We start from the raw sequence: 14669 nt of genomic DNA on the forward strand, positions 1-14669 counted from the left end.
AGAATCCTTCGATGGATGTCTACGCAGGGAGCGAGGCTGGTGCAAATAAACGTTATCTCGGAGCCTGACCACATAAGACTGGTTGCTGGTTTTGAAGCGATCCAGTCGCTCGATTTTTCCATAGGCTCGATCCATGATCATAATGAAGTCGGGGTGGACAAGCTGCTCTGAAAACTTTCCATTCCCGAAGGAGGAGAAAAAGTACCTTGTCAACGTACCGAGGAATTCAGGTCATTTATGACCTTGGGTTTCTTTTCTACATTCTGCTAATCGGGCGAATCCAGGTGAATCGCCATCTTGTTCATGTTCAGTACGGATGCCGTCATCAGCGCTGCTTCCAAACGTTAGACAGCCCTTGGACGATTGTCGATCCGGGTACTGGCGGCGGTACAACACCAACCAACCCAGGTACTGGTAATGAAGGTGGCACCGCGCCGACTACTCCAGCAACACCAGGAACTGGTGGGGCGGTTACAAACCCATCATCTGGGGGAGTACGACAAGTGGAACCAACGCCAATGGAGGAACAGAAGTTAATGGAACAGTAACAATTCCAGGACCCAAAGGTGACAATGAAGTTGAAGTTATTCCTGAAGAAGAAACAGAGCCTAAAACCTATTCTGATATAGATGGTAGTTATGCAAAGGAAGCAATTCTTTCTCTAGCTTCAAAAGGAATTGTTAAAGGTTACGCCGACGGGACTTTTGGGATCAAGAAGGAAGTAACCAGAGCTGAATTTGCAATCATTCTAAATCGTGCCTTGAGGTACACATCGTCATCACAGTATGCTGGAACGTTTAAAGATATCGATCCAGAAGCTTGGTATGTGTCAGAGCTTAACTCGGCCATTGAAAATAATTATACCTGGTCATATTCCCCCGTTCAGTAGGAAAAGTAATAGAAGAGAGCGCTTCAAAGAAATATATTGAAACGTTTCCAACTTGGTGTTATGATGGATTTCATCAGAGAGATAGGCGGGGGGGTTAGATGTCAAGTATTAAAGATGTAGCCAGCTTAGCTGGTGTAGCTGTGGGAACCGTGTCCCGTGTTATTAACAATTCGGGCGCCGTTAAACCCGCAACACGCAGAAAAGTCGAGAAGGCCATACAAGAGTTAAATTATATCCCTAATGAGATTGCCCGAAACTTCAAAATGCGGAAGTCCAAGATGGTAGCCCTGCTGCTCCCGAGTATCTGGCATCCTTTTTTTTCCGAACTGGCTTATTACATTGAAGATGAGCTGGATCGGGAAGGTTTCAAGCTCATGCTGTGCAATAGCGGTGGCAAACCTGAAAAGGAATTATATTATCTTGATATGCTGCAGCAAAACAAAGTGGCGGGTATTGTCGGCATTACGTACAACGATATCGAAAATTATGTCAGCAATGACATTCCGATTGTCAGTATCGATAGACACTTCAACAAGAAAATTACATGTGTTACGTCGGACAATTATGAAGGAGGGCGCCTGGCGTTAAGGGAACTTGTCAAAGCAGGAGCCAAAAAACCGGCTTTTATGGGGAGTGTCACTTCTGTTTTCAGTGAAACCATGAATCGGAGAGAAGGTTTCATTCAGGAAGCCAGAACCATGGGGGTTGACTACGTTGTATACGAGAAGCCAGACCCGGTTTTGGACGATGATGCCTATTATGATGAGTTTCTAAAAGAGCATGGGGATGTGGATGGTATTTTTGCCATTACGGATATGTTCGCCGCCAAATATATAGAAAGAGCCGGCAGGCTGGGCATTAGCGTTCCGGAGGATGTAAAGGTCATCGGATATGATGGCATTCAGGATCATCCTTATTTCCATCCAATATTGTCAACGATCAGACAACCTGTAGAGGAGATGGCACGTACGGCGATCAGGCTGCTCTACCAAAAGATCGATGGGGAAACATTGGACCGGGAAGTTTATCGTCTTCCAGTCATATTTAGACAAGGTGAAACGACTTGATGGTTCCTGAGAACAAAAAGCTTCACCCTTTTAAGTAGTTTAGAAAAACATCAGCAGCCACGGCCGCTTCACCGGGTGGATTAGCCGGGTGACGTTTTTCTCATGTTAAATTGGAAACGTTTCAATTAATGTGGAAGCGCTTCATATAAATTGGAAACGTTTCAATAACAAATAGTAATTTTATGATGAAAGGGAGTATGACGGTGATTTCACGAGATTCCGGAGGAGAACAAACCCTGATCAAAGAAAATCGCAAAACTTGGAGTCGAATTAAACGCAACTATGAACTGTACCTGTTCCTGCTGCCGATCATTCTGGTTTATCTCCTGTTCAAGTACTACCCGATGTACGGAGTACAAATTGCATTTAAGGATTTTTCACCAAGCCAGGGCATTTGGGGCAGTGAATGGGTGGGGTTCCGGCATTTTATTGATTTTTTCAATTCTTATAACTTCTGGACGATCATGAAAAATACGCTAACACTCAGTTTTCTATCGCTTGTGTTCAGCTTCCCGGCTCCTATTATTATCGCAATTATGCTGAATCAGATGCTGGGTAAGGGATACAAGAAATTTATCCAGACCGTCATTTATGCGCCACACTTTATTTCTACCGTTGTACTCGTCGGTATGCTCCATGTTTTCTTATCGCCAAACAGCGGAATCGTGAACCTCATCATTTCCTGGTTCGGTGGAGAACCGATTCTATTCATGGCTGACGAAGGCTGGTTTCGTCCTTTATACATTTTGTCCGGGGTATGGCAAGAGACCGGTTTCGCCACCATTATTTACCTGGCTGCGCTTGCCGGGGTTAATCCCGAATTGCATGAAGCCGCGATTATGGATGGAGCCAGCAAATGGAAGCGTGTATGGTATGTGGACATTCCGTCGATCTTGCCGACAATTGTCATCCTGCTCATTCTCGCACTCGGGAACGTCATGAGCATCGGTTTTGAGAAAGCATTTCTAATGCAAAGTGACCTGAATTATGCAACCTCCAATATTATTCCGACCTATGTATATGAATTGGGGATTCAGAAGGCGCAGTACAGCTTTTCTACAGCGGTCGGACTGTTCAACTCCGTCATCAATATCATCCTGATTGTCACCGTTAACCGAATTGCCAAAAAATTAACCGAAACCAGTTTGTGGTAGGGGGGATTGACTTTGAACCAATTTTTGAAGAGAAAAAGCAGAGGAGACGCATGGTTTGACGCTATCAACTATTTCTTCTTGACCGTCGTTATGCTGCTTGTATTATTTCCGCTGTATTTTGTGCTGATTGCTTCATTTAGTGATCCCAATCTAATTTATTCAGGGGAAGTATGGTTATTACCAAAGGGATTCACGCTCGACGGCTATGAACGAATATTCAATGACTCCTCCATATGGATCGGGTATGCGAACTCCATATTATACGCTGGCGTAGGAACCTTGATCGGAGTAGCGGTTACCGTATTTGCAGCTTATCCGTTAGCACGGAAGGATCTGGTTGGAAGGTCGGTCATCATGTGGTTTTTACTGATCACCATGTTTTTTAGCGGCGGGTTGATTCCGACATATTTGTTAATCAAGGATCTTCACATGCTGAATACGATCTGGGCGCTTGTGATCCCGGGTGCCGGTGGCATAATGAACGTCATTATCGTAAGGACCTTCTTTCAGTCCTCCATCCCGGATGAAATGAGGGAAGCAGCGTCGATCGACGGATGTTCAAACACCAGATTTTTCTGGAGTATTGTGTTGCCTTTATCCAAGTCCATTTTAGCTGTCATGGTGCTGTATCACGTCGTCGGCTTCTGGAATGGTTTCTTTGACGCTTTGATCTATTTGAACGACGAAAGCAAATATCCGCTACAACTGGTGCTTCGCAATATTCTCGTCCAGAACCAAGTAAACTCCGGCATGATGGTGGATGTCGAATCCTACGCAGCGAAGATGCGCGTAACGGAACTGATTAAATATGGAGTCATCATGGTATCCAGTCTGCCGCTGCTGATATTGTATCCTTTCCTGCAAAAGTACTTTGTCAAAGGCGTAATGATCGGCTCGATCAAGGGATGATGTTGTCATGGTACTTGAAAGGGGGGATGTGCAGCAGAATCGATATATCTGCATCCAGACCACTATAGAGTAAGACCAGGTAAGATATTCAACTTGTGGAATGATCTTGAGGGAGGTTATGCACGATGAAATCTGTATTCAAAAGAGCAGGAATTCTTATGATGGCTGGTGCTTTTGCGCTGAGTGGATGTTCAGGAGACTCCAAGAATCAGTCGGAAAATTCCGCTGCGAGTTTTAACAAAACGGGTCTTCCGATTGTGAATGAACCGGTATCGTTAAGGATGGTATCCCCGAAAGCTGCTTTGGCACCAGAGTATTCTCAAATGGAAATCTTCAAGAAGCTGGAAGAGCAAACCAACGTTAAGATCGAGTGGGAGAACATTCCGGATACCGACTTTACCGAGAAGAAAAATTTGTTGCTGGCCAGCGGAGATTTGCCTGACGCTTTTTACGGAGCAGGATTCTCGGATTACGAACTGGTCAAATACGGTGATGACGGGACCATTCTTCCATTGGAGGATTTAATCGATCAATATGCGCCTAACCTGAAAGCGCTTTTAGAACGCAGACCTGACATCAAATCCTCGATCACGGCACCGGATGGGCATATTTACGGACTGCCTTCTTGGGAAGAGAACAATCTTGGAACAAACCCCTTCTTTCACGTTATCAATAAAAATTGGCTCGACAAGCTGGGGCTGAAAATGCCGCAGACACTGGATGAATATACGGAAGCATTAGTTGCCTTTAAAACACAGGATCCAAACGGTAACGGCAAGGCCGACGAAATTCCGCTGAGCTTTATGCATATGCAGTGGTGTATGGACATTGCTGGGATATTCGGAGCATTCGGACTTCCGGATAACATGGAACATCGGGTCGTCCGGGACGGAAAAGTGATCTTTACTGCTACGCAGCCTGAATATAAGGAAGCGTTGAAATATTTTAATGAAAAATGGTATAAGCAGGGCTTGATTGATCCTGAATCGTTCACCCAGGACGCTGCTCAGTATCTGGCCAAAGGGAAAACAACAGTCGAAACGCTCGGCTCCTATATCTGGTGGGAAGTCGATGAGGTGGTCGGAACGGAGCGAAGCGAAGATTATGCTCTGCTGTCCCCGCTCAAAGGACCGGACGGGGATCAATCGATCGGTCGGGGCAACGGTGGCGGCCCAGGACGCGGTGCTTTCGTGATTACTAAAGAGAACCAGAATCCGGAAATCACAATGCGTTGGATCGACCAGCAGTATGAACCGTACATGGCTGCTCAAATCCACTGGGGTCCGCTGGATGTCGTATTCAAGAAGGACGAAAATGGGAAATTGGTGAACCTGCCGATTCCTGAGGGCACTTCCGCGGGCGAATTCCGTCAAAAAGTGGCTCCAGGCGCAGGCGGCCCTGGCGTCATAACCATCGAAGATTTGGGAAAAGTAGTTGATCTGGAGCCTAGAGCCCAGCAGCGCGTTAAAGACTTGGAGAAATATTACGATCCCTATATGGAAGAGGAAAACTACCCAAGTATCTTCTTTGAGCCAGAGGAGCTGGACAAAATCAATCGAATCGAGCCCGAATTGATTAAATATGTAAATACCCAGCGAGGAAAATTCATTGTTGATGGCGGCGTGGATGAGCAGTGGGACAGCTATGTGAAGAACCTGGATAAGATGGGATTGAACGAATTGATGGAGATCTATCAAAAGGGGCTGGATCGTTATAACGCAAGTTTAAACAAATAATTAATCAAATCGATGATCATGGAATTAACAAGACGGGAAGGGGCTCTTCAATCTATGTCGAAGACTGAGGAAATGAATAAGGTAATGGAGTCAAATAAACAGCTTATGGATGAGAGATATAGACCGGGATATCATTTTTCGCCTCCATCCCATTGGATGAACGATCCGAACGGATTAGTCTATTATGAGGGAGAATATCATCTGTTTTATCAACATCATCCCTATAGTAATAAATGGGGGCCGATGCACTGGGGCCATGCCTTAAGCCATGATTTGATTCATTGGCAACATGAACCTATCGCTCTGTTCCCTGACGAGCATGGAGCCATTTTTTCTGGTTGCTGTGTGGTTGACTTTAATAACAGCAGCGGACTGTTCGCGGGCTCTCATGGATTGATTGCGATCTTTACCCAAGCGGATACTTGTCCAAAGACAGGGCAGCCGCGCCAGCGGCAAAGCTTGGCTTACAGCAGCGATAAAGGCAGAACCTGGCATAAATATGAGGGGAATCCGATTCTTGCCGATATGGATCTGGTAGACTTCCGGGACCCGAAAGTGTTCTGGCATGCACAAAGTGAGCGGTGGGTTATGACCATTGTAGCGGGAGATCATGCTCGGTTTTATGGGTCGGAAAATTTGCGTGAATGGACATTAACAGGGGAATTCGGGCAAAAGGAAGGCTCGCATGACGGCGTTTGGGAATGCCCGGATCTCTTTGAATTGCCAATCGATGACAGTGGACGTTCCAAATGGGTACTTATCATTAGCATTGGGGATAACCCTGCCTTTCCGGAAGGATCACGCACGCAATATTTTATCGGAGAGTTCGACGGCAATACATTCATCAACGACAATTCGGCTGATCATATCATGTGGTTGGATCACGGTCGGGACAACTATGCAGGGGTCACCTGGTCGGATATGCATGAACAAGACGGACGACGTGTGATCATCGGTTGGATGAGCAACTGGAAATATGCAAACGAGACGCCAACCGGAGACTGGAGAGGCGCAATGACTCTGCCTCGCGCCCTGTCACTGACCAGTCGGGACGAGGGCATTGAGTTAACCCAAATGCCTGTCCGGGAAATAGAACAGCTGCGGAAAGAGTCGAAAAGCTGGTCTGATGTCACGGTTACGCAGGATGTCCCGTTTATGATAAAGACAAAGGATGATCTACTGGAGATTGAAGCGGACATCGATATTCGGACTGCGGGCGAGGTTCATATCAAAATGCAATCGTCCGGGCAGAGTGAAACAATCATCGGCTATGACCCTGTGCGTCAATGGCTATTCATCGATCGTTTCAAATCGGGCATAACAGACTTCCATCCTTCGTTTGCATGTCAGCATGGAGTTAGGCTGGCTCCGGAAAACGGGAAAATTAAGCTGCATATCTGGCTGGATCGCAATTCGCTTGAAGTGTATGCGAATGAAGGCCTGGTTGTGCTGACGGATCAAATTTTTCCGGTTGCCCAGGTAGATCATATTTCAATAAGTACGGAATCAGGGCAGTTTGTACTGAATTCGCTGTATGTCCATACACTTCAGTCTATTCATATTTCCAATAACAACACAGGAAATACATCGAGGAGGGATGAATCGTGAACCAAATACCCAACAATCAGGGTTTGATTATGTCTTGGGCCTTCGATGAAGGAACCGGAGCCAGCACGATGGAGAGCGTCTCCCAAGATCGGGATGATATTCAGTACGTATTTACACAAGCGGAGTTTACCGAACCGTGCGATCCGCAGTGGAGAAAGGGAGTTTTGGGAAACGGACTCCTCTTCGACGGCTACTCTACTTATATTGCCCATCCGCTCAATGAGGGAGATGCGAATGGCGGGCCGCAATATCTTTCTGCGCTAAGCATCGGAGTATGGGTAGCACCGCGCTCGTATGAATGGGGAGATGAGGGCAAGTTGTCCGCCATTGTGAATCGCTACAACACGGATCGCAAGCAGGGTTATCTGTTTGGCATGTTTCGTCATGGCACCTGGTCCTTCCAAGTCGGTCTTGAAGGGGGCAGATGGAAGGAAGTTTGGTCGTCGGATGGCCATGAACTGCCTAAGAATGAGTGGTCTTACGTGAGTGCCGTGTTCGATGGGGACCAAGGGGAAATGAAGCTGTATTTGAATGGCAATGAAATTGCTTCGGCCGTCTTGCCTCGTGGTTCCCGCTTGGCCGAGGCTGTGGGCGAGGATCTGCTCATCGGCAAAAATAATCACGGCAACCTGCTGGCGGGAGTATTCAGCCTGCACATGTTTAGCGGTATCATCGATGAGCTCAAGATTTATAATCGGCCTCTGAGCGCGGACGAGGTGGCCACTTCCTATCGGCATGTGCTGGACACCGCCCATGGAGGAAGCCATCCACAATTAACGTATGATGAGATCAAGCTGGATCGGACGCCACTGCTGCCGGATCGGCATAGACCGCAGTATCATGTCAGCCCGCCGGCTCATTGGATGAACGAGCCCCATGCGCCGATCTATTTTGACGGGCATTATCATTTATTCTATCAGCATAACCCCCTTGGGCCGTTTTTTCATCAGATCCATTGGGGACATTGGGTAAGTAAGGATCTGGTGCATTGGCTTGATCTTCCTGTGGCATTAGCCCCTGAAAATGATCAGCTCGCACCGGACGGGATATGGTCGGGAAGCGCGACATATGATGCAGACGGCCTGCCTGTCTTATTCTTTACGGCGGGCAATGACAGTGCTTCGCCCAATCAGAGCGTGGCGCTTGCCCGAAGCACCTATTCCCGGGATGGAGATCCGGATTTGGTTCACTGGGTCAAACACGGGGAGCCGTTGATCGTGCAGAAGAAGGGTATGGGCGTATTCGGAGATTTCCGGGATCCGTTCGTGTGGAAGGACGATGACGAATGGTTTGCCTTGGTCGGCTCTGGGATCGAAGGCGAAGGTGGAGCAGCGCTCGCATTTGCATCACAGGATATGCTGAATTGGACGTACAAAGGGCCATTATTTAAAGCGGATATTCAGAAATTCCCTTATCTCGGACCCATCTGGGAGCTTCCTGTGCTTCTTCCCCTTGGAAGCGACAAGCAGGGAGTGAACAAGCATCTTCTATTGGTGAGTCCAGTGGGACAGGGAGCTGATGTCGAGGTATTCTATTGGATAGGGAAGCTTGACAAACAAAATCTATCATTCATTCCCGATCAAGAGGAGCCGCAATTGATTGACGTCGGTGATTTCCATTTTACCGGTCCGAGCGGAATGGTTGATCCGAAGACCGGCCGAAAAATTGTGTTTACGATAGCGCAAGGTGACCGGACGTCCGAGCTGGAATATCAATCGGGCTGGGCTCATAATGGCGGCTTGCCGTTAAGCGTGTATTTGAGGGATGACGGACGGCTGGGAATGGAGCCGATTGAAGAGCTCCAATCCTTGCGTGGTGCCAAGCGGTTATCACTCCGGGACAAATCATTGGCTGAGGCAAATATGCTGCTGGGGGATGTACAAGGAGACATGCTTGAGATTCAACTGGAGATGGAGCCTGGCAGTGCCAAACGACTCGGCATCAAGGTCCGGTGTACGCCGGATAACGAAGAAGAAACCCTGCTGTATTATGATTGGAACCAATCGATGCTCTTGGTTGATCGAACGAAAACGACGCTTCATCCGGGAGAAAAGTGCCGAGGGATCCAAGGCGGTAAGCTGGAACTGCTAGGGGAGAATTTAAAGCTTCATATTTATTTGGACCGCTCCATGGTCGAAGCCTATGCAAACGGATTGAAAAGTCTGACGACCCGGGTGTATCCAAGCCGTAAAGATGCTTTGGGGCTTGAGATCTGGGGAGATGGGGAATTGTTGGTTAAATCGATGGATATATGGGAGATGAAATCCATTTGGTAAAAAGAGCGCTTTAGGCGCTCCTTACACCCTTTGGATAAAGGGAGCAAATCTCGAAAAATTTGTACTCTGCAGTTTGGAAGCGCTTCACATATACGTTTATCTTTTCTCTCCTTCCTTCATGACTATTCATCCTTGTTACAGGGAGAGCATGTCGAAATGCGGTATCGATGTTTTCTGAATATGAAATCATGGAGGAGGATCTTGAATGAGGAACGTAAGAACAAGGGAAACCAGGATCTCCAGAATGGTCATATGGGTATTGGTTCTCCAGCTTGTTGCTCCAGGAATAGCGGCTGCAGCCGATATTCCTGGAGTAGATGCTCGGGAGGCGTTAACCCCTAAGGCTGACGAGGGGTTATCAGTTACGGATACAGTCTATCAAATCCAGAATCCAAGCTTCGAAACCGGGGATATGTCAGGCTGGACGGTTGTAAGAGGCCAAGCGTTTGGTCAGGACAGCGTATCAGACGAAACCACTTGGTGGGCGGAACAAATTCCGTACAATCAGGAAGGTACTTATCATTTAAATGGCTGGAAGCATGACGAGGCTGCAACCGGCGTTCTCCGCTCCAGCACCTTCGAGCTGGGTGGCAGCGGCTGGATCAGCTTCAAGCTTGGCGGTGCCAAAAATCCAAACAAGGCATATGTAAATATCGTGGAAGCCGAGACGGGGCAAGTCATTGCCCGGTATGGCAATAGCGCCTTCGCTGACGTTGGCTTCCCAAATCCCGATCAGGGCTTGCGGCTTGCCAATATGGAGCAATATAAGGCGAATCTTTCCGAATATTTGGGCAAAAAGCTGTATGTGGAGATCGTTGACAATGCAACCTCGGATTGGGGCGTGATCTTTGCGGACGCCTTCTTTATGTACCATGAAGCCGAGCCGGCCGTAGGAATTGCCGCCACGGATATCAAGCCGGATTTCAAACGCTATCAAATCGAAAATCCCGGCTTTGAAACAGGGAATTTAACAGGCTGGACGGTTGTAGAAGGCGAGGCGTTTGGTCCGAACAGCGTGTCGGACGAAACAACCTATTGGGTTGAAGAAATCCCGTATAACCAGGAAGGCAGTTATCATTTAAACGGATTGAAGTATAACGAGGCTGCGACAGGTAAGCTTCGTTCCAGCACCTTCGAGCTGGGCGGAACAGGCTGGATTACCTTCAGATTGGGCGGAGGCAAGCATACGGATCAAGTGTATGTGAGCGTCATCAATGCGGACACAGGTGAACTGATTGCCAGGTACGGTAACACCGAATTTAACGAGTCGGGGTTCCCGAATCCGGCACAGGGCCTGAGGCTCGCGAATATGGAGCAATATAAAGCCGATCTCTCCAAGTATATCGGCAAGAAGCTGTATGTGGAGATCGTTGATAATGGGCACTCGGATTGGGGAGTAATCTTTGCGGACGCCTTCAACACCTTCAATGAACTCGTACCGGAAGAAGGAGTTATGGCAGATAACATTATGCCGACGGAAATCCAGAATCCCAGCTTTGAAACCGGAAATTTAGAGAACTGGACCGCCCAGGGCAACGCTTTTCAAGTAAACAATGAAGCTCAAGCGGGTAAAGAAGGCAACTATTTTGCCAAATCCTCCTTGGAAGGACAGGGCTCGATTATCTCTAGCACCTTCACGCTTCAGGGAACCGGGACTATTAACTTCACTGTTTTGGACATCGTCAATCCGCAGCATGCCTACGTCGCATTATATGATGCCAGTACTGACACGTTGCTTGAGAAGACCGGGGATGTCAGTACGAATAAGAAGATTTCCTGGAAAATGCAGCAATACTATAACAAGCGGCTTTATATCAAGGTTATCGATCAATCCAATCAAGCTCGTATTTCCGTTGATGCTTTTCAAGCTCATGGTACGGGTACCATTTTTCACATGAGTCTTGATGAAGACGCAGGAAAAAAGGCGCTTGAGAAAGTAAGCAATATTGAACACGATGTGAACTATGTATTTAACAACGCCAGATACATGGACTCCAAGGAACCGAGATGGACTCCGCGCGGAGTAAAAGGCGGCGCCCTGCTGTTCGATGGATACTCAAATAATATCGAGGTCAATGCAAAGAATGCAGTTCCTGTAAGTGACGCGTTAACGCTTGAAACTTGGGTCGCGCCGCGCAGCTACGAATGGGGAGATGGAAACAAGCTGTCTGCAATCGTGAACCAGTCCGATCAGGATAAGGCGGAAGGCTTCGCGCTTGGCATGTACCGGCACGGTACATGGTCCATGCAGGTCGGAATTGGCGGCCAGTGGATTCAGGTATGGGTAAAAGATCATCCACTCGAAAAGTACAAATGGAATTATGTGGCGGCTACGTTCGACAAAAAGGATGGAATGATCAAGTTGTACCTGAACGGTGAGGAAGTGGCTTCCCAAGCGACCCCTGTCAACGTTCCGATCACACCCTCTACCGAAAACCTGATCATTGGTAAACATAATAAACCGGTAGAGTTGGCGGGGTTGTTCTCTTACAATATGTTCTCTGGACTCATTGATGAAGTGAAGCTGCAAAACAAAGTCCTCACTGATCAGGAGATCCTTGCTGAGTATGAGAATGTGAAGTCGCTTCACGGCGGTTCGGTCCCGGAAATTCCGAATGGCGATATTGATGAGGATCCAAGTGTGTTTGATGGCGATCAGCATCGTCCTCAGTACCATGCGATGCCTCCACAAAACTGGATGAATGAAGCGCATGCGCCGATTTATTATAACGGCAAATACCATTTGTTTTATCAGCATAACCCGCAAGGTCCATACTGGCATCAAATCCATTGGGGACATTGGGTGAGTGACGATATGGTACATTGGGAAAATGTGAGGCCTGCTCTTGCCCCCGAAGCGGGCACCCTTGATCCAGACGGCGCATGGTCAGGCAGTGCAGCGTATGATCGAGACGGCAATCCTGTTCTGTTCTATACTGCCGGCAATGACTCCCTGTCGCCGAATCAAAGAACAGGGCTGGCGACTCCGACAGATTTGTCCGACCCCAATCTGGAACAATGGGTGAAATATCCTGATCCGGTGACGGAACAGAACGGGAACGGCATCCATAACGAGTTCCGCGATCCGTTCGTTTGGTATGACGAAGAGGTGGATAAGTGGTATCAGTTAGTGACATCCGGTCTTCAAGACTTCAGCAGCGGCACAGCTTTGGTGTATGTGTCCGACGACATGTACAACTGGGAGTATAAGGGGCCTTTATTCGTTAGCGACAGAAGCCTGTATCCGGAGCTCGGTACGGTATGGGAACTGCCGGTATTGCTGCCGTTAGGCAAGGATAGCGCAGGCAATCAAAAGTATATTTTCATGATCAATCCTCATGAGAAACCGGAGCAAGTGCCTCCAGCGAACGATGTGCAAAGAGATGTTGAGGTCTTTTATTGGATAGGCACCTGGGACCGGGATCACTTCAAATTTATTCCCGACCAGGAGGCACCCTCCAAAATGGATGTGGGCGATGGCTATTTAACCGCAGAGAGCGGTATGGTCACACCTGACGGAAGAACGGTCGTTTACTCCATGGTGCAAAATGTAAGAACGCCGCAAGCTGAATATCAAGCCGGATGGGCTCATAATCTGGCACTGCCAGTTTCCCTAAGCCTAGACGACCATGATCAATTGCGCATTGAGCCCATTCAAGAATTGCAGAGTCTCCGGGGAGATAAGGTAGTTGATTTCTCGGACAAAAATCTGGCTGCCGCCAATCAATTGATTCAAAATGTCAAAGGCGACATGCTGGAGATTGTGATGGAAGTTGATCCGGGCGAAGCCCAGAAATTTGGGCTCAAGGTGCGGCGCTCCGATAATGGCCAAGAAGAGACGCTGATTTATTATGACAAGACAAACGGGACCTTTAATGTAGATCGGACAAAAAGCAGCATTGATCCGGATGTACGCGTGGATGGTATTCAAGGCGGATACGTGGATTTGGACGGAGAGAACCTGAAGCTCCATATTTTCCTCGATCGCTCGGTTGTTGAAGCCTTTGCCAATTACAAGAAAAAGCTGACAACCCGCGTCTATGTAGGCAGATACGACGCCTTGGGCTTGCAGGTCTGGGGCGACAACGATATAACGGTCAAGTCAATGGAAGTATGGAATATGAATGCCTTGACGGGTGAACCGGCTGCTCCGGTCGATGTGCCTGACAACTGGGACAACTCCGTATACACCGATATTACGGACCTGCCTAACCATGATTTTGCCACAGGCGACTTAACAGGCTGGATAACGGAAGGAGAGGCCTTCCAGAATGTCCATGTGACCGATACCCAGTTTTTCTGGGACACGATTTATTTCAACCCGTCGCATAAAATTCCGGGAGGCTATCATTTGTGGGGCTTCAATGAGGAAGCCGGCGGCGACAGTTTAACGGGAACGCTTAAATCACAGAACTTCATCCTTGGCGGGAACGGTAAACTCAATTTTCTGGTCAGCGGCGGACGCGATATCGATAAACTGTATGTTGCGCTGGTACGGGTATCGGACGGCAAAGAGTTATTCAAAGAAACCGCCACCAATTATGAAGAGTATCAACGGAAGATTTGGGATGCGTCCGCGTATATCGGTGAGGAGCTTTACATCAAGGTGGTTGACCAATCCACAGGTGGTTTTGGACATATTAACGTCGATGATTTCAATGTACCTGTTAAGGTGAATAACCCCACTAATCCAAATAATCCGACCAATTCAATCGACCCAGCCGGTCCTACCAGCCCTCCGAATAACTCTGTGGTCACCGCAAACAAACCGAGCAAGTCAGAGCAGCTTGTCATTCGAAATGGAGAAGGAAGAACGGCAGGTGGGTTCCCGGTCAGAACATCGGCCAACGATGAAAAGAACGCTCTGAAGATCAGACAGTGATGCAGAGATCGAAATTCCCGCAGAGATATTGAAGGATTTGCAGGGAATGGATAAGTGTGCCGGAAGCAAGAATAAAGCGGATATATCCGCTTTATGAGAGGTCTATGACTTCAAATTATCGCAGTATGGAGAAGATCAACAGGTAAGA

10 protein-coding genes are annotated in these 14669 nt (G+C 47.8%); all 10 read left to right on the top strand.

Annotated features, from left to right (window positions below):
- Positions 1 to 39 precede the first annotated feature (39 nt).
- The gene (locus HW560_RS34040; protein ID WP_256222070.1) at positions 40 to 171 is read left to right on the top strand and encodes a hypothetical protein; all 132 of its coding nucleotides are present in this window, start codon (positions 40 to 42) and stop codon (positions 169 to 171) included.
- Positions 172 to 206: 35 nt separating this feature from the next.
- Positions 207 to 548, top strand: coding sequence for a hypothetical protein (locus HW560_RS21490; protein WP_179264643.1), 342 nt, complete (start codon positions 207 to 209; stop codon positions 546 to 548).
- 77 nt (positions 549 to 625) lie between these two features.
- Complete coding sequence (locus HW560_RS34475) at positions 626 to 889, top strand: S-layer homology domain-containing protein (RefSeq protein ID WP_373565009.1); 264 nt, start codon at positions 626 to 628, stop codon at positions 887 to 889.
- A 98-nt stretch (positions 890 to 987) separates the two neighbouring features.
- A complete protein-coding gene (locus tag HW560_RS21500; protein ID WP_090898607.1) occupies positions 988 to 1956 on the top strand; it encodes a LacI family DNA-binding transcriptional regulator in 969 nt (322 codons plus the stop codon).
- A gap of 197 nt (positions 1957 to 2153) precedes the next feature.
- Positions 2154 to 3110 carry an ABC transporter permease gene (locus HW560_RS21505; RefSeq protein WP_192264214.1) on the top strand — a complete coding sequence of 319 codons (957 nt, stop codon included), beginning with the start codon at positions 2154 to 2156 and terminating at the stop codon, positions 3108 to 3110.
- 12 nt (positions 3111 to 3122) lie between these two features.
- Positions 3123 to 4019, top strand: coding sequence for a carbohydrate ABC transporter permease (locus tag HW560_RS21510; RefSeq protein ID WP_090898601.1), 897 nt, complete (start codon positions 3123 to 3125; stop codon positions 4017 to 4019).
- Between the two features lie 125 nt (positions 4020 to 4144).
- Entirely contained in the window at positions 4145 to 5755 is a 1611-nt protein-coding gene (locus HW560_RS21515; RefSeq protein WP_179264645.1) for an ABC transporter substrate-binding protein, read from the top strand.
- A gap of 105 nt (positions 5756 to 5860) precedes the next feature.
- Positions 5861 to 7363, top strand: a complete 1503-nt coding sequence (locus HW560_RS21520) for a glycoside hydrolase family 32 protein (RefSeq protein WP_373565010.1) — start codon at positions 5861 to 5863, stop codon at positions 7361 to 7363.
- Positions 7364 to 7392: 29 nt separating this feature from the next.
- On the top strand, positions 7393 to 9639 hold the full coding sequence (locus HW560_RS21525) for a GH32 C-terminal domain-containing protein (protein WP_373565011.1): 2247 nt from the start codon (positions 7393 to 7395) through the stop codon (positions 9637 to 9639).
- 205 nt (positions 9640 to 9844) lie between these two features.
- A complete protein-coding gene (locus HW560_RS34045) occupies positions 9845 to 14521 on the top strand; it encodes a GH32 C-terminal domain-containing protein (protein ID WP_257031400.1) in 4677 nt (1558 codons plus the stop codon).
- The last annotated feature ends 148 nt before the right edge of the window (positions 14522 to 14669 follow it).

The sequence above is a fragment of the Paenibacillus sp. E222 genome (assembly GCF_013401555.1).
Taxonomy (GTDB): Bacteria; Bacillota; Bacilli; order Paenibacillales; family Paenibacillaceae; genus Paenibacillus.

Bases quoted from the DNA above. Each gene is read 5' to 3' on its own strand.
- HW560_RS21500 (WP_090898607.1), top strand. From the start codon at position 988: ATGTCAAGTATTAAAGATGTAGCCAGCTTAGCTGGTGTAGCTGTGGGA.
- HW560_RS21505 (WP_192264214.1), top strand. From the start codon at position 2,154: ATGACGGTGATTTCACGAGATTCCGGAGGAGAACAAACCCTGATCAAA.
- HW560_RS21525 (WP_373565011.1), top strand. From the start codon at position 7,393: ATGTCTTGGGCCTTCGATGAAGGAACCGGAGCCAGCACGATGGAGAGC.
- HW560_RS34045 (WP_257031400.1), top strand. From the start codon at position 9,845: ATGAGGAACGTAAGAACAAGGGAAACCAGGATCTCCAGAATGGTCATA.
- HW560_RS21520 (WP_373565010.1), top strand. From the start codon at position 5,861: ATGGATGAGAGATATAGACCGGGATATCATTTTTCGCCTCCATCCCAT.
- HW560_RS21515 (WP_179264645.1), top strand. From the start codon at position 4,145: ATGAAATCTGTATTCAAAAGAGCAGGAATTCTTATGATGGCTGGTGCT.